At 34.6% G+C, this 18,720-nt stretch carries 20 protein-coding genes, 3 tRNA genes and 1 riboswitch; of the genes, 13 read left to right on the plus strand and 10 right to left on the minus strand.

The genetic code is table 11. The features are described from left to right. Positions 1-100 precede the first annotated feature (100 nt). Complete coding sequence (locus tag FNW38_RS12095) at positions 101-1,243, minus strand: ABC transporter substrate-binding protein (protein ID WP_143388605.1); 1,143 nt, start codon at positions 1,241-1,243, stop codon at positions 101-103. A 97-nt stretch (positions 1,244-1,340) separates the two neighbouring features. Between FNW38_RS12095 and FNW38_RS12100 the strand changes: the two genes are divergently transcribed. From FNW38_RS12100 to FNW38_RS12135, 8 genes are all read left to right on the plus strand, one after another. After that, positions 1,341-1,718 (plus strand): DUF5522 domain-containing protein, encoded by a 378-nt coding sequence (locus tag FNW38_RS12100; RefSeq protein WP_143388606.1) that lies wholly within the window; start codon positions 1,341-1,343, stop codon positions 1,716-1,718. A 2-nt stretch (positions 1,719-1,720) separates the two neighbouring features. Further along, positions 1,721-2,236 (plus strand): bifunctional adenosylcobinamide kinase/adenosylcobinamide-phosphate guanylyltransferase, encoded by a 516-nt coding sequence (gene cobU / locus FNW38_RS12105; protein ID WP_143388607.1) that lies wholly within the window; start codon positions 1,721-1,723, stop codon positions 2,234-2,236. Beyond that, positions 2,233-2,877, plus strand: a complete 645-nt coding sequence (locus tag FNW38_RS12110; RefSeq protein WP_143388608.1) for a Dph6-related ATP pyrophosphatase — start codon at positions 2,233-2,235, stop codon at positions 2,875-2,877. Before cobU ends, FNW38_RS12110 begins: the two co-directional genes overlap by 4 nt. Before the next feature lie 21 nt (positions 2,878-2,898). Further along, entirely contained in the window at positions 2,899-4,578 is a 1,680-nt protein-coding gene (cobT, locus tag FNW38_RS12115) for a nicotinate-nucleotide--dimethylbenzimidazole phosphoribosyltransferase (protein WP_143388609.1), read from the plus strand. Positions 4,579-4,646: 68 nt separating this feature from the next. After that, the gene (locus FNW38_RS12120) at positions 4,647-5,453 is read left to right on the plus strand and encodes an adenosylcobinamide-GDP ribazoletransferase (protein WP_143388610.1); all 807 of its coding nucleotides are present in this window, start codon (positions 4,647-4,649) and stop codon (positions 5,451-5,453) included. Next, on the plus strand, positions 5,438-5,974 hold the full coding sequence (cobC, locus tag FNW38_RS12125) for an alpha-ribazole phosphatase (RefSeq protein ID WP_143388611.1): 537 nt from the start codon (positions 5,438-5,440) through the stop codon (positions 5,972-5,974). Before FNW38_RS12120 ends, cobC begins: the two co-directional genes overlap by 16 nt. Before the next feature lie 103 nt (positions 5,975-6,077). Beyond that, positions 6,078-6,340, plus strand: a riboswitch (cobalamin riboswitch). A 28-nt stretch (positions 6,341-6,368) separates the two neighbouring features. After that, positions 6,369-8,222 (plus strand): TonB-dependent receptor plug domain-containing protein, encoded by a 1,854-nt coding sequence (locus FNW38_RS12130; protein ID WP_143388612.1) that lies wholly within the window; start codon positions 6,369-6,371, stop codon positions 8,220-8,222. A gap of 4 nt (positions 8,223-8,226) precedes the next feature. Then, positions 8,227-9,282 (plus strand): YncE family protein, encoded by a 1,056-nt coding sequence (locus tag FNW38_RS12135; RefSeq protein ID WP_143388613.1) that lies wholly within the window; start codon positions 8,227-8,229, stop codon positions 9,280-9,282. Positions 9,283-9,347: 65 nt separating this feature from the next. On the opposite strand, the gene FNW38_RS12140 is transcribed toward FNW38_RS12135, so the two are convergent. Together FNW38_RS12140 and FNW38_RS12145 are read right to left on the minus strand one after the other, a co-directional pair. Further along, positions 9,348-9,962 (minus strand): N-acetylmuramoyl-L-alanine amidase family protein, encoded by a 615-nt coding sequence (locus tag FNW38_RS12140; protein WP_143388614.1) that lies wholly within the window; start codon positions 9,960-9,962, stop codon positions 9,348-9,350. Positions 9,963-10,036: 74 nt separating this feature from the next. Further along, entirely contained in the window at positions 10,037-11,506 is a 1,470-nt protein-coding gene (locus tag FNW38_RS12145) for a S41 family peptidase (protein WP_143388615.1), read from the minus strand. Between the two features lie 150 nt (positions 11,507-11,656). On the opposite strand from FNW38_RS12145, the gene FNW38_RS12150 reads away from it, so the two are divergent. The 3 genes from FNW38_RS12150 to FNW38_RS12160 are packed head-to-tail and all read left to right on the plus strand — an operon-like array spanning position 11,657 to position 13,293. Further along, positions 11,657-12,217 carry an RNA polymerase sigma factor gene (locus tag FNW38_RS12150; RefSeq protein ID WP_235890214.1) on the plus strand — a complete coding sequence of 187 codons (561 nt, stop codon included), beginning with the start codon at positions 11,657-11,659 and terminating at the stop codon, positions 12,215-12,217. A 13-nt stretch (positions 12,218-12,230) separates the two neighbouring features. Then, a complete protein-coding gene (locus FNW38_RS12155) occupies positions 12,231-12,758 on the plus strand; it encodes a DUF4252 domain-containing protein (protein WP_143388617.1) in 528 nt (175 codons plus the stop codon). Between the two features lies 1 nt (position 12,759). Continuing rightward, a complete protein-coding gene (locus FNW38_RS12160; protein WP_143388618.1) occupies positions 12,760-13,293 on the plus strand; it encodes a DUF4252 domain-containing protein in 534 nt (177 codons plus the stop codon). Positions 13,294-13,361: 68 nt separating this feature from the next. Here the strand turns inward: FNW38_RS12160 and FNW38_RS12165 are convergent. From FNW38_RS12165 to FNW38_RS12175, 3 genes are all read right to left on the minus strand, one after another. Further along, positions 13,362-13,444 (minus strand) — tRNA-Leu (locus tag FNW38_RS12165). A gap of 42 nt (positions 13,445-13,486) precedes the next feature. Further along, a tRNA-Lys gene (locus FNW38_RS12170) sits at positions 13,487-13,559 on the minus strand. Between the two features lie 38 nt (positions 13,560-13,597). Then, positions 13,598-13,670: transfer RNA gene (locus FNW38_RS12175), tRNA-Lys, on the minus strand. A gap of 127 nt (positions 13,671-13,797) precedes the next feature. On the opposite strand from FNW38_RS12175, the gene FNW38_RS12180 reads away from it, so the two are divergent. Next, on the plus strand, positions 13,798-14,316 hold the full coding sequence (locus FNW38_RS12180; protein WP_143388619.1) for a shikimate kinase: 519 nt from the start codon (positions 13,798-13,800) through the stop codon (positions 14,314-14,316). Here FNW38_RS12180 and FNW38_RS12185 read toward each other — a convergent pair. Then, positions 14,308-14,808 (minus strand): phosphoribosyltransferase domain-containing protein, encoded by a 501-nt coding sequence (locus FNW38_RS12185; RefSeq protein WP_143388620.1) that lies wholly within the window; start codon positions 14,806-14,808, stop codon positions 14,308-14,310. The genes FNW38_RS12180 and FNW38_RS12185 overlap by 9 nt on opposite strands. 164 nt (positions 14,809-14,972) lie before the next feature. Beyond that, the gene (locus FNW38_RS12190; RefSeq protein WP_143388621.1) at positions 14,973-15,362 is read right to left on the minus strand and encodes an RNA-binding S4 domain-containing protein; all 390 of its coding nucleotides are present in this window, start codon (positions 15,360-15,362) and stop codon (positions 14,973-14,975) included. A 79-nt stretch (positions 15,363-15,441) separates the two neighbouring features. Between FNW38_RS12190 and FNW38_RS12195 the strand changes: the two genes are divergently transcribed. Further along, the gene (locus tag FNW38_RS12195) at positions 15,442-16,449 is read left to right on the plus strand and encodes an FKBP-type peptidyl-prolyl cis-trans isomerase (RefSeq protein ID WP_143388622.1); all 1,008 of its coding nucleotides are present in this window, start codon (positions 15,442-15,444) and stop codon (positions 16,447-16,449) included. Between the two features lie 130 nt (positions 16,450-16,579). Here FNW38_RS12195 and FNW38_RS12200 read toward each other — a convergent pair whose 3' ends face one another. Then, positions 16,580-17,533: a transketolase family protein gene (locus FNW38_RS12200; protein WP_143388623.1), complete on the minus strand. Its 954-nt coding sequence runs from the start codon at positions 17,531-17,533 to the stop codon at positions 16,580-16,582. 128 nt (positions 17,534-17,661) lie between these two features. Continuing rightward, on the minus strand, positions 17,662-18,513 hold the full coding sequence (locus FNW38_RS12205) for a transketolase (RefSeq protein WP_143388624.1): 852 nt from the start codon (positions 18,511-18,513) through the stop codon (positions 17,662-17,664). Positions 18,514-18,720 lie beyond the last annotated feature (207 nt).

The following is an 18,720-nucleotide window of genomic DNA, read 5'->3' on the forward strand; positions in this document are numbered from 1 at the left end:
CTTATCTGATAACTTTTGAAACTCTCTGCTTATATTCATAACCGCAAAAATAATCTATATTTGTGTCCACACGATAGGACGCTTCGGGAGGGGTGAGGATTTAATTTAGTTTTTGTGCAAAAGTAAAAGTATACTTAGGAAGCAATTCAGGATGAAAGATTTTAATATAATCCTTCAAAACTAAATCAGGTCGGCTTGGTGCTAATTCATAATAAATTGTTCCGCCTTTTGCCCCTAATTTACTTTCAAAAGTATAAACGTTTTTGCTTGCAAAAGCATCAAACTGGCTGTAATGCGGATTACTGTCCCCTAATTCGGATATTGTTTTAAATGGACCCGAGGCAATCCAGTAATCAGCACTTTTTGCTTTATCTAATATGTTTTCAAACGACAAACCCAGACTTCCTGTTCCTTCAACATTAGACCAAAGATAATTGGCTTTTGCATCTTTCATAAATTGTGCCACCCAGCTATTTCCTTTGGCAACAAACCATTGGTCCTGATACATCGAACCATATAATACAGTTGATTCCGGTTTTTTATTTGAGACTAATTTTAAAGCCTCATTATAGTTTTTTACAATGTTATCAAAAAGTGTTTTGGCTTCTTTTTCTTTACCAAATAACGCACCATACAGTTTTAGCCATTCTGCTTTTCCAAGAGGAGATTGCTCCATCCAATCGCCCTGAATCATTACTTTTAAGCCGCTTTTCTCTAAATTTTTAATCATCGGATTGTTATTGTCTATGCCAAAAGTCACAATAAGGTCAGGAGTCAATTCGATGAGTTGTTCCATGTTTAATTTCTCATTTTGTCCCACGTTTTTAACGGAACCCACATCAATTAATTTTCTGGTTTTCTCGGAGGAAATATAATCTGTATGTGGGAAACCTACCAATGATTTTTCTACGCCAAGTATTTCCAAAAAAGGAATATTTGTAGTTGAGGTTACCACAATCGATTGCAACGGAACTTGAACGGCAGTGTATTTTTGTAAACTATCCGGAACGATACTGTTTTTTTCTTTTAGAACGTAAGTGAAATTTTTATTGGCATCAGGCCAAGGATTAATCACCTTTACAACTGAATAACCGTCGTATTCATAAATAGCGAGTCCTGAAGCATATTCAATTGTGTTTTTTGCGATAGTTGTTTTTGCGACATCCGATTTTTCATTTTTCTTACATCCAATGAAAGCTAAAAAAGAGAGAACAAAAAGGATTTTATAAAAGGGAAATTTCATAATTTAATTTTTGGATAACGACAAAGGTATATCAAATTTATAAAATTTCTTGTTTATTTTTAGTGGTAAAAAAATGAACAAATAGTATCTTTACCAAATGAATAGCATAAAAGTCAAAAACTGCTCTACTTGCGAAAAACCCTTTAATTGTGGTGATACTTTAGAAGGGCGCCAATGTTGGTGTAATGATTTTCCTCCTATTTTTAACCCTTCAGATAGTATTGATTGCCTTTGTCCCAGTTGTTTTACCACCGCTTGTTCGATGAAAATAGAGGAGTATGTGGCAACAGTAACTCCCGAAACCGCAACTGAAAACAGAGCCAAAGATTTACCAAAGACTACTAATCTCGTGGAAGGAATCGACTATTATTTAGAAAATGGGAATTATGTTTTTAAGGCTTGGTTTCATCTAAAAAGAGGGCATTGTTGTGACAATGGATGTCGACATTGTCCGTATGGATTTAAAAAAATATAAAAATGATATATTTAATAACAGGCGGCGAACGCTCCGGGAAAAGCAGTTATGCCGAAAATTTAGCAAAAGAATTATCTGATAAACCAATGTATGTTGCTACAGCCAGAAAATGGGATGATGATTTCCAAAAGAGAATCGATCGCCATCAAAAAGATCGTGACGAACGATGGATTAATATCGAAAAAGAAAAACACTTAAGCGAAATAGATTTTTCGGGAAAAGTAGCTATTGTTGATTGCGTAACACTTTGGTTGACGAACTTTTTCGTGGATACTAAAAATGATGTTTCCTTGTGCTTAGAACAAGCTAAAACCGAATTTGATGCTATTGCCAATCAGGAAAATGCAACAATTATTATTGTAACCAATGAAATAGGGATGGGTGTCCATGCCGAAACTCACATTGGTAGAAAATTCACAGAATTGCAAGGCTGGATGAACCAATATTTAGCCAAAAATGCCGATACCGTTGTGCTCATGGTTTCTGGAATTCCTGTAACAATAAAAGAAAAAATATGAATTTTGTAACTTCCTGGAGTGGCGGAAAAGACAGTTGTTATGCAATGATGCAAGCGGTACAGCAAGGATTTATTCCAAAAGTGCTACTCAATATGATGAATGAGAACGGGAAAGTGTCTCGTTCTCATGGATTACCTTTAGCTATATTGAATCAGCAAGCCCAAAAAATGCAGTTGCCTATGGAAGCAATTCCTGCAACTTGGGGTGATTATGAAGCAAAGTTTATTGCTGTTTTGAAAATGCTAAAAGCCAAGTATGATTTGGAAGCAGCCGTTTTTGGTGACATCGATTTACAACCGCATAAAGATTGGGAGGACAAAGTATGCGAGGCGGCTTCGCTAAAAGCAATTTTGCCTTTGTGGCAACAAGACCGAATTGTTTTGGTAAACCAAATGCTTGAAAGCGGCATTGTAACGATGATTGTTTCCTGCAATACAACAATGGGTGAAAGTTATTTGGGTAAAATTTTAACTAAAGAATTAGCACGAGAATTACAAGAAAAAGGTATTGATCCTTGCGGAGAAAATGGCGAATTTCATACTTTAGTTATTAACTGTCCGTTGTTTTCGGAAGCGATTGAATTACCTAAATTTGCGACCAAAACCTATAACGACTATTGTTTTATTGTTTGGGAAGAATAACCAAAACCAAATTATTTCAAGATGACCCATTTAGATGAAATTTTAAAATCCCGTCGCGACACCCGTCATTTTACGAATGATGAAGTACCTGATGCCGTGGTTCAAAAAGCACTGCAAGCGGGACATTGGGCGCCTTCTGTGGGTTTGACTGATGCTACAAAATACTATCTTATCAAGTCGACTGAAATTAAAAAGGCGATTAAGGAATTGTTTTTAGAATATGATATAAAAGCGGCAAATCTAACTGATGATGTAAATCAAAAAACACAATACCAAGCCCTAAAACTTGAAGCGATTGAGGAAGCGCCACTTGGATTAGTGATTTGTTATGATCGTTCGGTATTGAATAGTTTTACCATTGGAACAGTTGGCAGTAATGAAGCAATAAAATTCAGTTCGGTTTGTGCTGTACAAAATATATGGCTTTCGCTTACAGAACAAGGCTATTCTATGGGTTGGGTTTCAATTTTGAATTATTATCAGTTCAAGCAATTATTGGGTTTACCTGAAAATATAGAGCCTTTGGGTTATTTCTGTGTAGGCAAACCTGCCACCAATTATGAAAACCAACCGATGTTGCAACAATTGAATTGGAAACAAAAACAAGAAGCTCCTTTTATAGAAGAAATTACAGTTTTACACGAAAGTAAAATCGAAAATATAAATTTTGAAAATCAAGATAGAACGGAGACTTCATCTGATTTTTCCAAAGCATTGCAATACAAAATCGATAATAAAACCAAGCCATTAGGGTCATTAGGAATTTTGGAAGTGGTAGCGAAACAAATAGGAGAGGTATTTCAAACTTTAGAACCAAAAATCACAAAACCTAATATGGTCGTTTTTGCTGCCGATCATGGAATTGCTAATCATGGCGTGAGTGCTTATCCGCAAGATGTTACGAGACAAATGGTGATTAATTTTCTCGAAGGAGGTGCAGCAATCAATGTGTTTTGCAAACAAAATAACATCCAATTATCAATTGTGGATGCGGGTGTGAATTATGATTTTCCCATGAATGCCAATTTGATTTCGGCAAAAATAGGAAAAGGAACACACTCTTTTTTACAAGGACCTGCTATGAGTAAAACAGAAGTTGACTTGTGTTTTATAAAAGGAAGCGAAATTGTTGCCACTATTGCAAAAACGGGCAGTAATTGTATTGGTTTTGGTGAAATGGGTATCGGGAATACAGCTACAGCTTCTGTTTTAATGAGTGTTATTTTGAAATTACCAATAGAAGATTGCGTGGGAAAAGGAACAGGTGTAAATGATGAACAGTTAATTCAAAAAATTAACATCCTTAAAAAAGCCATTGATAATTATAATGGTTCGGAGGATTTAGACAGCAAATTAGCCTATTTTGGAGGTTTCGAAATTATGCAAATGGTTGGTGGAATGCTTAAGGCAAAAGAAGAGAATATGCTTCTCCTTGTAGATGGATTTATTTGCAGTGTCGCTTTTTTGATTGCCTTTAAAAAGAATCCATCCATTACCAAAAACGCTATTTTTTGCCATTCTTCCGCTGAGCAAGGACACCAAAAAATATTAGATTACCTAGGAGTTCGTTCCCTGTTGCAACTCGATTTACGTTTGGGTGAAGGCACGGGTTGTGCCATTGCTTTTCCTATAATTGAATCGGCAGTGGCATTCTTGAACGATATGGCGAGTTTTGAATCCGCAGGAGTTAGTGGTCAGTAGAGACGCACAGCAGTGCGTCTCTCTAGGTGCGTCTCTACAGGAGAAAAAAATATAAAAATAATATAAAAATGAAAAAAGAACTCCACATATTTTTTACCGCATTGATGTTTTATACCAGGATTCCGTGTCCTGCAACTATCAATCATAATCCAGATTATTTAAATAAAGCGTCTCGTTACTTTCCATTAATTGGTTGGATTGTAGGTAGTGTGGCTTTTGGGGTATATTGCGTTTTTAATTATTTAGTTGCTCCTGAAATTGCGGTCCTGTTTTCGATGATTGCTTCGGTTTTAGTTACGGGAGCTTTTCATGAAGATGGTTTTGCTGATGTTTGTGATGGTTTTGGTGGCGGTTGGACCAAAGAAAAAATCCTGATGATTATGAAAGACAGTGCTATTGGGGCTTATGGAGCAATAGGTTTAGTGCTATTGTTAGTGCTTAAATTTCAAGGGTTGGCTCAATTAATTGAGGTCTCGGATAATCCTAAATTTATAATTTATAATTCACAATTTATAATTCTATTATTGCTTGTTTCCGCTCATTCCCTGAGCCGTCTCGCCGCTGTTTCTATTGTCTTTACCCATGCCTATTCCAGAGAAGATGCCTCTAGTAAGAGCAAACCCATCGCTCAAAATTACACTTGGCGAGAAGTAGTGGGAGCTTTGTTTTTTGGCTTGTTGCCGCTTATCGCTTTGTCTTATTTTCAATGGGAAATTCTTTTGGTTTTAATACCTGTTTTTCTGACTCGATTTTTTTTAGCGCGTTATTTTCAGAAATGGATTGGCGGTTATACAGGTGATTGTTTGGGTGCCACCCAACAAGTTTGCGAAGTAGTATTTTATCTGTCAATTATTGCTTTATGGAAGTTTATTTAGTACGTCATACCGATACGGTTTGTGAAAAAGGAGTTTGTTATGGACAATCGGATGTGGGCATACTGAAGCCTTACGATGTGATTTTTGAAGTCATTCAAAAACAATTACCAGAAGATGCGATTCTCTATTCCAGCCCTTTGCAGCGTTGTGTTCTTTTGGCGAATTATATCAAAGAAAATTCAGTAATTACTTCTATTAATGAAGATTCCCGTTTGTTGGAAATGAATTTTGGAGATTGGGAAATGAAAAATTGGGATGTAATTCCACCAAATGATTTTACACCTTGGATGAATGATTTTGTAAATGTTCGAGTACCTAATGGGGAATCGTTTACGGATTTGCACGATCGAGTTTTTGATTTTATGGAAAATGAACTTCTGAAAAATAGTTCTAAGCCGGTAATTATCGTTGCTCATGCAGGAGTCATTCGAAGTGTATTGTGTAGAATTACTAATTTACCACTAAAAGATGCATTTCAGAATAAAGTTGATTTTGGTGCTGTAATTAAAATTGAATTATAAGAAAAAGATAGTCCGAATTTACTTTAAGTCAAAAAGCTGTTTTTTGTTTAAATTTTTATTTAAAAAATAAAGCAAATTTGATTTTTCAGTAATTTTAACTTTATATTTGCATCCGCATTAAGGTTGTGTTATGATTTTTAAAACACATTAAAAGGGAATCAGGTGGAATTACAGATTTTAGATTTTTTAGAAAATCTAAAATCTAAAATAAAATCCTGAGCTGTACCCGCAACTGTAAGCTTAGTTCCGTTATTGGAATGCTGTTGTTAGCTACAAAACCACTGAGTTAACTGAATTTATTTCAGTTTCTCGGGAAGGGAAACAACAGACGCGAGCCAGGAGACCTGCCTTTGTTAACAAATATCGAACTCTCGGGAAAAAGAGTTTAGAAATTATGACATTACAAAAACTCTTTCTATGCTTTTCGCTGTGCGTATGCCAATTTATTTCGGCACAAAACGATTCTATAACAAAGTTAAAAGAAGTCGTAGTTTCTGACAATAACTTCAAAAAATTCTCTACTTCACAATCGGTATTAAAACTCAATGATTCCATAATCAACAAAAATGAAGCATTACTAACTGATTTGTTAAACTTTAATTCGGTTATTTATTTTAAAGAATATGGACGAGGCATGCTTTCGACAGTTTCATTTAGAGGAACAACCGCATCACAAACCGCTGTCATTTGGAACGGAATCAACATTAATTCGCAAATGAACGGAAGCACTGATTTTAATACTATTTCGGCTTCAGATTACAATTCGATAAACGTAAAAGCTGGTGGTGGAAGCGTTATTTACGGAAGTGGTGCTATTGGTGGAACGGTTCATTTGAACAATGACTTATCTTTTAACAACCAATTCGACAATAGTTTAAAGTTATATTATGGAAGTTTCAACACTATTGGCGTAAATTATAAAATGAATGTTTCGAATGAAAAATGGAGCACTCAAATTGGGTTTTCAAAAAATAGCTCGACCAATGATTATTTGTACTTAAATAAATACAATTGGAGAGGAGAACAACGTCGGAATAGAAATGGACAATATGACGTGATGGGTTTGAATGCTGATTTTGGATATAAAATAAATAAAAATAATATTCTTAAATTATACAGCCAAACTTCGAACACAGACCGTAATACTTCTCTGGTTTCTGAATCTGAAACCAAATCAAAATACATTAATGGTTTTAGTCGTAATTTGATAGAATACAATGGCGATTTTGATAAACTTACAACCAATTTCAAAACAGCTTATATTTTCGAAAATTACCAATATTTTGCTGATATTGACCGCGATTATTATAGTTATGGAAAAACAGAAAGTTTAATTACCAAACTCGATTTAGGCTGTCAATTACTTAAATCGATACAAATTAATGGCGTTTTAGATTACAACAGAACCAAAGGATACGGTACTAGTTTTGGCAATCATATTCGTGAATTAGGTTCGTTCGCCTTTTTAGCTAAACAACAAGTAAATACAAAATGGCAAAACGAATTTGGCATCCGAAAAGAATTTAATGATGTCTATAAATCGCCTGTATTGTTCTCCTTAGGGTCATCATATGCGTTTAACAAATTTTACAATCTGAAATTAAATTTGTCTCGAAATTTCAGAATTCCAACTTACAATGATTTGTATTGGGAAGAAGGAGGAAATCCCGATTTAAAACCCGAAAGTTCATATCAGGCAGAAATTGGTAATGTTTTTTCGTATAAAAAAATAACCTTTTCTCAAACGGTTTATTACATTAAAATTAAAGATTTACTGCGATGGATTCCAGGAAAAAATGGTATTTGGGCACCTCAAAACACTGAAAAAGTAAATGCCTGCGGAGCAGAAACCATACTGAGCTGGAAAAATAATTATGGTAAAAACTACTTTAGCGCCAATGCTACTTATGCGTACACCATTTCAAAAAATGAAGAAACCAACAAGCAACTCTTTTTTGTTCCTTTCAATAAGGTGACAGGAGCTGTAGCGTACGCCCACAGTAAAATATCGATTAATTATCAATTTTTATATAATGGTTTTGTTTATACAAGATCAGATAATGACCCTAAAGAAATCATTGATGATTACATGGTTTCTAACATTGGTATCGATTATGATTTGAAGTTTTTATCTTCCTTTAAACTAGGCTTTCAAATTCTAAATGTATTTAATAAAGAGTACCAAAGTTTAGAAGATAGACCCATGCCAGGAAGAAATTATAATATGTATTTAATCCTTAAATTTTAATATAATGAAGTTCAGTAAATTATTTTTAGTTGCGCTCAGCATCTCGTTTTTTGTTTCATGTTCGAATGATGATGATTCAAATGAGCCTATAGGAGCCTATACCCATGGTGTTCTGATTTTGAATGAAGGTGGCTCAGGTCAAGGCTCAGTTTCTTATATCGGTAATGATTTAAGTAGTTTTACGCAAGATGTGTATGGTACTGTAAACGGTTCAGATGTATTTGGAAAATATGCTCAATCAATTTTTTTTGATGGAGACAATGCTTATATCATAGCTGGTGGCTCTAATACTATAAATGTAGTAAACAGATATACTTTTAAATTAATTGCTAAAATAGATTCTGGGCTTAAAAACCCAAGATATGGTGTGGTAAAAGAAGGGAAAGCATATGTTACCAATGGAAACACCTATTCATATGCTAATCCGGCGAGTGGTGATACTGACGATTATATAGCAGTAATTAATTTAGCAACTAATACGGTTGATTCAAAAATTGAATTGAATGCAACAGCCAACCGAATTGTGCTTGAAAATGGCAAATTATATATTACAGAACCCTACAGTAATGATAAATTATTGGTAGTAAATCCTAGTACAAACACTCTTGAAACTTCTGTGAATATTGGATCAAGCGCGGATACAATGGAAGCTAAAGATGGTGTTTTATATGTGTTAAGAAGCCCTTATGGAGGAAGAAGTGAAATTGTAAAAGTGAAATTATCCGACAAAACTATTAGCAAAGTTACTTTTCCTGAAGCATTAGATGGAGCTAGTAACTTAGATATTTATGAAAATAGAATATTTTACACTGTAGAAACTGCTGTTTATGCTATGAATATTATTGCAAATGAGGCTTCAGTAACTTCAATTGTGAATTACTCTTCTACTTCTGCGTATGGAAAAATGTACGGATTTGCAGTAAATGACAACCGTATTTTTATTGCTGACGGTGGCGATTTTACAGCAAACAGTAAAGCATATATTTATTCTATAACAGGAACTTTACAAAAAGAACTAACTGTTGGTGTTGGTCCAAATGGCTTTTATTTTAATAATTAGTTTTATTTTTTTTTTGAAATTAAAAAGGCTTTCATCACTGAAAGCCTTTTTTATACCTGCTATTTCTATTTCATTTCCGAAATGAATTCCGAAATGGATTTAGCCATTCTATTTTGTTCTTTGTCATCAATCAAGTATTTTTTGTCATTTTCATTGGTTAAATAACCAAGTTCAATAATTACCGCAGGTACATCTGATTTTTTAAGAATATAAAAAGGACCGGTTTTTACACCTAACATTTTTAAATTTGTATTCTCTGAAAATTTATCATTTAATTTTTCTGCAATTTCATTTGACTTTTCAAAAAATTCAGTCTCTTTTGCAACGTAAAATTCCAAGCCGGATGTTTTATTATTTAAGCTTGCATTTACATGTAGAGACAAAACTAAATCCGGTTTGATTCTATTGATGAAATCAGCTCTTTCTTCAAGGGATAGAAATTGATCATCCGATCTGGTAAGGTGAATCACAACATTGCTATTTAAAGACTTAATTTTGTTAGTGACTTGTTCTACAATTTGCTTTTCACTAATGGAATTAGAGATGACTCCAAAATCATTTCCACCGTGACTTGCATCAATAACTATATTTATTTTTTTTGGTTCTAATGGTTTAGAGCTTATAAATGAAAAAGAGACAATTATAATTGCTACTAATAATACTTTTTTTAAGTTTTTCATTTAGATCTGTTTTAAGATGTTGAATACTAAATGTAAACTTAAAAAAAATATTTTTAGTATGAGACTTTTTTAAATTATTTCAATGTATTTCTAAAACCTTCGGGTAATTTGTCAATATGCATTTGATTTTGTCCATTCATAGATTTTGAATCTGTAAAGTATTTAAAATCTTCTCCTTGACTTTGTTTTATCGTTCTGGCGGTTCCTCCTGTAATTTTGCTAATAGCCATATTTAATAAAGGCTCATTTTGGTCGCCAAGAACACCGTATGTATTTACGTGCTCAATTAATTGAAAAGTAGGTTCCAATCCACCTAAATAATCACCAAAACCAGCCGAATTCACGGTGTTGGCGACAATAGGTTGCATAGCATAGCGATGATATGGATTTCTGTTGGCTGTTCCAAAACTAGGAGAATCGTATAAGGTTATAGAGGCCACATTTTTCCCATAGGTTAGGTCACCTATCTGTACGACAGGCATATAGGGCTTCAGTCCATTTATAATTAGCTCACTCGCTGATGCGGTACCTTTTGAAGTCAAGATATAAATCTTGGTCATGTTGAGGCTGTTGATCGGTGTGGCTTCTATTTTATCGGGGAATGGGTAATTGGTGTTTTTGTCACTATTTTTTTCATTCCATTTTAGTTTAGCGAATACTTGTCCTGTCAATGAGCCAGTTATCATGCTTGCCAATCGGGTAGAAGTAAGAACCGAGCCTCCTCCATTATAACGTAAATCAAGAACTAAGTCAGTTACTCCTTCTGATTTTAGGAAACCAAAGGCGTCATTCAATTGGTTGTCATAATTTGAATAAAAACCATTGTACATCAAATACCCTATTCTATGAGTCCCATTGATTATCACTTTATTTATAAAAATTGGATTTTCGTCTAAAATTGTTTTGGTCAATGCAAGGGATTTTCCGTTAGGGGTAAATATTGGGGCATTATTTGAATCATAAGTAAGATTAGCAAAATTTAAGGTGTAACTTTCAGCTGCTCCATATAATAAGCTTTGGTAATTACTCACTGTAAGTTGCGTTCCATTTACACCATAAAAAACGTCTCCACGCTTAATGTCTTTTGGAAAGGCATCTGATTTTGGAAGAATATAGTGGACATAACCAAATATTTCATTACTGTTGGCTGATTTACGCCTTAGCTCAAAATCAACTCCGTTATTTTTGGATGTTCCTTGTAGCTGCTGCTCTAATGTTAAGTAATCGTCCACAATCCAACTGAATCTATCAACAGCATCTTTAGGATTAGGGAAAAGACTCGACGGTTTATAAAGTAAGCTTTGGAATAGCGTTTCTGGATTTGGATATCCTTTCAAAAAAGCATTTAATTCTGTTTGATTAAATCGGTCATCAGCTAAGTTGGGTACATCAGCTTGCCATAAATAATATTGATTTAATCCTTTCCAGATGAAATCCTGAATGTCTAAGTTTGCAGGTGCAGCTACATCGTCATTGTCTTGACAACTTTGGAAAGTGAAAACGGATAAAAGAAATAAAAGGGAAAGTAGGTATGCTTTTTTCATGTTTTGGGGGTTCAATATCTTTTATAAACGTAAAAATACTAACTTTAGTTTTTATTTTATTGTTTTTTTGTAACAAAAAGAATCATGAATCGTCTTGATTGTATAACCGCTTAATAAATACTCTTTATGAACTAAAATGAGTTTGTACAGCTGATAGCGCCATTCAAGGACAAAGTCTTTCGGCTGGCTAAGCGACTGCTCATAAGTACTGAAGAGGCGGAAGATGCGACTCAGGAAGTTTTGGTAAAATTATGGGATAAAAATAAAAGTTTGAATGGCTTCAATAGTATAGAAGCTTTTGCAATGACAATGACAAAAAATTATTTTTCTTCGCTGGATGTTGCGCAGCATTTAGAACAATACAAGCCTGTGGTTGGTTATTTTCCGCTCGCAAAGGAGCAAATGTTGAAGCAAGAAATACCACTACTCCCGATCCCGAAGTTTCGGGACGGGGATAAGAAACGTTATGTAGTGTGGTTATCTATTGCGGCTTCGGTAGTTGTTTTGCTGGGAATTGGGACGTATGTATTTTATATTTATGATAATGCAAATGAGAAACAGGATTTAGGAACTTATGATGATCCCGAAGTTGCTCTTAGAGAAACTCAAAAAGCATTAGCATTATTATCGAATCATGTAAACGTTGGCATAGAAAGTGTATATTACATTCAAGAATACCAAGATTCAAAAGAATTAATTTTTAAACAATAATAAATATAAAAAAATGAAGAAGTTTTTAATAACAGTAGTAGCAGTATTAGTTTCAAGTCCATTTTTCGCTCAGGCGGCCTTCGATAAATTCGACGGACAAGATGGTGTTACTTCGATCGTTGTCAACAAAAAAATGTTTGACTTAATGAGTAAGGTAAAAGTGGATACCTCCGATAAAGAAACGCAACAATACCTTAATTTGATAAAAAAATTAGACAACTTAAAAGTCTTTACTACAAAAAGTGCCAGAGTGGAAGGCGAAATGAAAGTTGCTGCGGATAAGTACATAAAATCAGCGGGTCTTGAAGAATTGATGCGTGTAAATGACAGCGGAAAAAACATCAAAATTCTGGTAAAATCAGGGGCGAAAGATTCTCAAATAAGAGAGTTGCTGATGTTTATTGAAGGAGCAAAAAATGATGACACGGTTTTAATGTCGTTAACAGGTGATTTCGACTTGAGTGAGATTTCTATTCTTACGGACAAAATGCGAATTCCTGGTGGTGACGATTTGAAGAAAGCAACAAAAGGTAAAAAGTAAAATGAAATCTGTTTATAACATTGCGCTGCTCTTTAGTTTGTTTTTGTTCAGTTGTAATTCGGAACCCACATTGCAGAAATACTTTGTGGAAAACACTGAAAACAAGAACTTCATTGCACTGGATGTTTCTCCAGGTATATTGAATGTGGATAAAACAAAATTGTCATTGGAACAAAAAATAGCGTTGCAGTCTTTTAATAAGATGAATGTTCTGGCTTTTAAACTCAATGATGCAAACAAGGCGCAGTTTGAAGTGGAACGTGCTAAAGTTAATTTGATTTTAAAGGATAAAAAGTACCAACAGCTTATGAAGTTTAGTTCTGGAAAAGAAGGTGCTTCGGTAAGTTACGTAGGTTCAGATGAGCATATTGAGGAGTTTGTGCTTTTCGCCAATAGAAAAGAAAATGGCTTTGCTGTTGTTCGAATTTTGGGCAAGGATATGAATCCTACTAATATTGTGACTATGATGAGCGTTTTACAGCAATCTAATATTGATTTAGAGCAGTTGAAGCCTTTGCAGCAGTTAATGAAATAAGTGTTGTATTAAATAGAAAACCCTAATCACTTAAATAAGTAGTTAGGGTTTTTATTTTGTTTTAAAAGTGACCACGGTGGGATTTGAACCCACACGCCCTTGCGAGCACCAGCCCCTCAAGCTGGCAAGTCTACCGTTTCTCCACGTGGCCTTAAAAAAGAAAAGGTCAAGTAATAAATTACTCGACCTTTAGTGACCCGACTGGGGCTCGAACCCAGGACCCCATCATTAAAAGTGATGTGCTCTACCAACTGAGCTATCGAGTCAATGCTTCAAGGGAATTATGTGTTGATCACTAAAATTGTGACCCGACTGGGGCTCGAACCCAGGACCCCATCATTAAAAGTGATGTGCTCTACCAACTGAGCTATCGAGTCATATTCTTTCCTTGAATGCGGGTGCAAATATAAGGACTTATTTTGGAGTTTTCCAAGCAATTTTATTATAAATTTGTCTTTTTTTAACAAAATCACTCAACACCTTAATTTGTAAGGTTTTATTCAGATGAAAAAAATTATATTATTAGGTTATATGGGTTGTGGGAAGTCCACAATTGCTAATAAACTGTCAAAAATTATCGAAATCCCTTTTGTAGATTTAGATAAAAAGATCGAAGAGAAAACAAATTCATCCATAAATGCTATTTTTGAAAAGCATGGGGAAATTTATTTTAGAAAGTTAGAACGTGAAGTTTTTATCGAATTATTGAATTCGCCCGACAACTTAATTATAGGTTTAGGCGGAGGAACCCCTTGTTATGCAAATAATCAGGAGTTGCTGAAAGGGGATAATGTGGTGTCTGTTTATCTCAAAGCTTCCATAGAGACATTGTTCAATAGATTGGCTCATAATAAGAGCAAACGTCCTCTTATAGCCGATAAAAGTGACGACGAGATGAAAGAGTTCATTGCAAAACATCTCTTCGACAGAAGTTTTTATTACAATCAAGCGCAACATAAGGTGATTGTTGATGATAAGACAATCGAACAGACGGTTATGGATATTGTTGGAATTTTAGCTTAAATAGGCATAATTGTCCCCGTTCTCATCAAAAACAATCTGTACATGTTCTAGTAGTGAAGTAGAAAGCGATATGCCTTTAAAATCTGCTTTAACTGGATATTTTTTATGATTTCTATCTACTAGAACAGCAGTTTTGAATTTTTTCAAAGGAACATCGATAAAATGTCTCACTGCATAGATTAGTGTGGTGCCTGAATTTAATACATCATCAACAAGAACCAATCCTTTGTTTGCGTATTGTTCTTTTGATAAGGAAGTGTGAATTGGCAATTGAGGATTTTGTTTGTTGATTTGAACTTCGCAAAGCGAAACTTTAAGAGGCGAAATGGTTTCAAGGACTTGTGCTATTTTTTTAGCAAAAGTAAAACCGTTAGTCGCAATTCCGGCAATGACAATTTCTTCTTCATCTACAAAGGTTTCATAGATTTGGTAAGCGATTCTTTTTATTTTATGCTCAATTTCCTGATTTGTTAAGATGATATTTTTGCTCATTGGGTTGCTTTTTAGAAAAAAATAAATTTGTTCTTTTTACTTGGTTTTGTAATTTTTAATTTTTCCTTCATTTTGTCATTCAGACGAATGAGGAATGGCTGTATATGGGTTTTCTCCTTCGTCGAAATGACAAATTTGCGGGATTTGTCTCGTAGCGTAAATAACTATTCGTTTTCTATATCCTCATCTTTCTCATTTCCAAACTCATCAATGTCTCTTCGATCTTTTTTGGTTGGTCTTCCCGTTCCGTTTTTTCGATAATGCTCTTTCGATAACTTCAAAAGTTCTAAATGCTGATAGGCTTCGGCAGGGGTATCGTTTCTTCTATAGATATCTACCAATTTCGCCCCAACACGATTTTCAGGAATGTCCAGAACGGTGATGATTTGGGTGATTTGGTCTTTACGGAACGTGATTTTGTCAGTAGGGAAAACCTCCTTTGATGGCTTGGCAACAAGGCCGTTTACTGTCACGTGATTCTTTTTACAGGCTTCGGTAACCATATTTCGGGTTTTATAATACCGCATGCACCATAAATATTTATCTATTCTCATAAATTTTCTAAAATCGGAGTTAAATAGTTTACAAAAATCAATCAATATTGTATCTTGCGCACTTAAAAATTTAGCTATAATGAACAAATTTAAGTATTATTTTATTCTATTAATTACAACCCTCTCTTTATTTTCATGTTCGAAGAATGATACCGCTACAGTTGAGCCACTTAGAGATTATGCAGTACAATATGCCACTGATAATACTGACATTGAAGAATATTTAAAAACCTATTATATAACTGTTGTTGATCACCCAAGTTTTGCAGATGATCAAGATGTTACCTTTACAAAGATTCCAACTGGAGGAACTCAAGCTTCTGTATGGTCTTATAAGGATAATGCAAGTTATCCTAAACTTTTGAGTAGAGAAGTAAGTCAAAACGATATTACTTATAAAGTATATTATTTAGTATTGCGTGAAGGAGTGGGGGAATTTCCTTGTAATTCAGATGGTTTATTGATTTCTTATAAAGGAGATTATTTGTATCGTCAAACAGTTTCTGAAGTAACGACGCTTTCAACAACTTTTTTTCAGGAAATTAAGTTTCCTCAACAAATGACAGATTTATCAGGAATTGACTTAATGGCATCAGGGCAAGATATTATAAAAGGATGGAAAGAGATTTTGCCGCAATTTAAAACGGGTACTTATACGTCAAATATTGACGGTACGATTTCTTACAATGACTTTGGTGCAGGTGTTATGTTTATACCGTCAGGATTAGGCTATTATTCTTCAGGAAGTGGTGGTATTCCAGCCTATGCTCCTCTGATTTTTAGTTTCAAGTTATATGAAATTAAAAGATTAGATCACGACAATGACGGGATTTCTGATCATTTAGAAGATTTAGACGGAGATCGATATATGCCATATGTAAGAGAATTGATAAAAGGGGGGGCTGTTAAAGATGACACAGATAGAGATGGTATTCCCAATTTTTATGATGTAGATGATGATGGTGACAACTATACCACTAAACTAGAAATTAAAAATCCGGCTACCGGATTGCCTTATCTATTTGCAGATATTCCAAGTTGTACTTCGGGGAAGAAAAATTATTTAGATGCAACTTGTCATCCATAAAATTATAAAATGTCTAACATTCTAAAATAAGTTGACATAAAAATCAACTTATTTTAAGATAAGGCATAAAGCAAAAAATCCCGTTACAAAATTATTGTAACGGGATTTTTTATATCCGGAAATGAATTAATTATTTTCTTTTAATAACTCTTTCTACAGCTTCGACAATCGCTTGATTGTTCAATTTGTATTTTTCCATTAATTGTTCTGGTGTTCCAGATTCTCCGAAGCTGTCATTTACTGCAACAAACTCTTGCGGAGCTGGGTGATGCAATGCCAATACTCTGGAAACGCTTTCGCCAAGACCACCAAGAATGTTATGCTCTTCAGCAGTAACGATGCATTTTGTTTTTGCCAATGATTTCAAAATCGCTTCTTCATCCAATGGTTTGATCGTATGAATGTTGATTACTTCAGCAGAAATACCTTTAGCTTCCAATGCTTCAGCAGCAATAAGCGCTTCCCAAACTAAATGGCCTGTAGCAACAATTGTTACATCGGTACCTTCGTTTAATAAAATTGCTTTTCCAATTACGAAAGGTTCATCTGATGGCATAAAGTTAGGGACAACCGGACGTCCAAAACGCAAGTAAACTGGACCATGGTGATCTGCTAATGCTAAAGTCGCCGCTTTAGTTTGATTGTAATCACAAGTATTGATTACAGTCATTCCCGGTAACATTTTCATTAATCCAATGTCTTCAAGGATTTGGTGTGTTGCACCATCTTCACCTAAAGTTAATCCTGCATGCGAAGCACAAATTTTCACATTTTTCTCAGAATAGGCAACGGATTGACGAATTTGATCGTACACTCTTCCTGTAGAAAAGTTAGCGAAAGTTCCAGTGAAAGGAATTTTTCCTCCAATAGTTAAACCCGCTGCAATTCCAATCATGTTTGCTTCAGCAATTCCAATTTGGAAAAAACGCTCCGGATGATTTTTCTTGAAATCGTCAAATTTTAATGAACCAATTAAGTCAGCACAAAGTGCAACAACATTTTCATTGGTCTGACCTAATTCGGTCATTCCCGCTCCAAAACCCGAACGAGTATCTTTACTTCCTGTATTTGTATATTTTTTCATTTATTTTCTTTTTAAGGTTCTGGGCCACAAAGGCACAAAGACACTACGTTTTTTTGGATTACTAAAAAACCCTGATTATCTCGATAGTTATCGGGAATAAATACTGCGACTGAACACTGAATACTAAATTAGTAGTCAGTTTCGTCTTCAGAATAGTTTTGGCCTAAAGCATTTTCAAGTTGTGTGTCATTTGGTGCTTTACCATGCCAAGCATGACTATACATCATAAAATCTACACCATTACCCATTTCAGTATGCAATAATACGCAAACCGGTTTTCCTTTTCCAGTTCTTGATTTTGCATCAGTCATTCCGGCAATAATGGCTTCAATATCGTTTCCTCTTGCGATTTCCAAAACATCCCAATCAAAAGCTTCAAACTTAGCGCGGATACTTCCCATACATAAAACTTCGTCTGTAGTACCGTCAATTTGTTTTCCGTTTAAATCGATTGTAGCAATAAGGTTGTCTACTTTTTTTGCAGAAGCATACATAATGGCTTCCCAGTTTTGACCTTCCTGTAACTCACCATCTCCGTGAAGCGTGTAAATAATATGGTTATCACCATTTAATTTTTTTGCTTGTGCAGCACCAATCCCAACAGATAATCCCTGTCCAAGAGAACCTGATGCTATTCGCACTCCAGGTAAACCATCATGAGTGGTTGGATGTCCTTGTAATCTTGAATTAATAAGACGGAAAGTAGCTAGTTCCGATACTGGGAAATACCCACTTCTCGCTAAAACGCTATAAAATACTGGAGAAATATGTCCGTTTGAAAGGAAGAAAAGATCTTCTCCAATTCCGTCCATATCAAATCCTTCTTTACGTTCCATCAAGTTTTGGTATAAGGTTACAAGAAATTCAGTACAACCTAGAGAACCTCCCGGGTGACCTGAATTGACAGCGTGAACCATTCGAAGAATATCTCTTCTGACTTGGATAGTTAAATCGTTTAATTGTTGTGTGTTAGGCTTCATTTTGTGTGTAAAAGTTAAACTGCTGCAAATGTAATTTTTATTTAGGGTTACCGCAAAAGTTTTTTTGAATATTTAATGTAGCAATAAGTTGCAGTTTGGGATTATCTGAATTACTAATTTAGATAACAATAATCCACAAAAAAAGCCTGCTCAATGCAGGCTTTATATCAAATAGAGAAACAGTAAGTTATTACTATTCTCAAATTA

The sequence above is a fragment of the Flavobacterium gawalongense genome, from assembly GCF_007097265.1.
Taxonomy (GTDB): Bacteria; Bacteroidota; Bacteroidia; order Flavobacteriales; family Flavobacteriaceae; genus Flavobacterium; species Flavobacterium gawalongense.

What these genes read in the sequence shown, in the direction of transcription:
- cobU (WP_143388607.1), top strand. Translation starts at nt 1,721, where the DNA reads ATGATATATTTAATAACAGGCGGCGAACGCTCCGGGAAAAGCAGTTAT.
- cobT (WP_143388609.1), top strand. Translation starts at nt 2,899, where the DNA reads ATGACCCATTTAGATGAAATTTTAAAATCCCGTCGCGACACCCGTCAT.
- FNW38_RS12110 (WP_143388608.1), top strand. Translation starts at nt 2,233, where the DNA reads ATGAATTTTGTAACTTCCTGGAGTGGCGGAAAAGACAGTTGTTATGCA.
- FNW38_RS12130 (WP_143388612.1), top strand. Translation starts at nt 6,369, where the DNA reads ATGACATTACAAAAACTCTTTCTATGCTTTTCGCTGTGCGTATGCCAA.
- FNW38_RS12205 (WP_143388624.1), bottom strand. Translation starts at nt 18,513, where the DNA reads ATGAAGCCTAACACACAACAATTAAACGATTTAACTATCCAAGTCAGA.
- FNW38_RS12180 (WP_143388619.1), top strand. Translation starts at nt 13,798, where the DNA reads ATGAAAAAAATTATATTATTAGGTTATATGGGTTGTGGGAAGTCCACA.
- FNW38_RS12140 (WP_143388614.1), bottom strand. Translation starts at nt 9,962, where the DNA reads ATGAAAAACTTAAAAAAAGTATTATTAGTAGCAATTATAATTGTCTCT.
- FNW38_RS12135 (WP_143388613.1), top strand. Translation starts at nt 8,227, where the DNA reads ATGAAGTTCAGTAAATTATTTTTAGTTGCGCTCAGCATCTCGTTTTTT.
- FNW38_RS12155 (WP_143388617.1), top strand. Translation starts at nt 12,231, where the DNA reads ATGAAGAAGTTTTTAATAACAGTAGTAGCAGTATTAGTTTCAAGTCCA.
- FNW38_RS12120 (WP_143388610.1), top strand. Translation starts at nt 4,647, where the DNA reads ATGAAAAAAGAACTCCACATATTTTTTACCGCATTGATGTTTTATACC.
- cobC (WP_143388611.1), top strand. Translation starts at nt 5,438, where the DNA reads ATGGAAGTTTATTTAGTACGTCATACCGATACGGTTTGTGAAAAAGGA.
- FNW38_RS12145 (WP_143388615.1), bottom strand. Translation starts at nt 11,506, where the DNA reads ATGAAAAAAGCATACCTACTTTCCCTTTTATTTCTTTTATCCGTTTTC.
- FNW38_RS12185 (WP_143388620.1), bottom strand. Translation starts at nt 14,808, where the DNA reads ATGAGCAAAAATATCATCTTAACAAATCAGGAAATTGAGCATAAAATA.
- FNW38_RS12195 (WP_143388622.1), top strand. Translation starts at nt 15,442, where the DNA reads ATGAACAAATTTAAGTATTATTTTATTCTATTAATTACAACCCTCTCT.
- FNW38_RS12095 (WP_143388605.1), bottom strand. Translation starts at nt 1,243, where the DNA reads ATGAAATTTCCCTTTTATAAAATCCTTTTTGTTCTCTCTTTTTTAGCT.
- FNW38_RS12100 (WP_143388606.1), top strand. Translation starts at nt 1,341, where the DNA reads ATGAATAGCATAAAAGTCAAAAACTGCTCTACTTGCGAAAAACCCTTT.
- FNW38_RS12190 (WP_143388621.1), bottom strand. Translation starts at nt 15,362, where the DNA reads ATGAGAATAGATAAATATTTATGGTGCATGCGGTATTATAAAACCCGA.
- FNW38_RS12160 (WP_143388618.1), top strand. Translation starts at nt 12,760, where the DNA reads ATGAAATCTGTTTATAACATTGCGCTGCTCTTTAGTTTGTTTTTGTTC.
- FNW38_RS12200 (WP_143388623.1), bottom strand. Translation starts at nt 17,533, where the DNA reads ATGAAAAAATATACAAATACAGGAAGTAAAGATACTCGTTCGGGTTTT.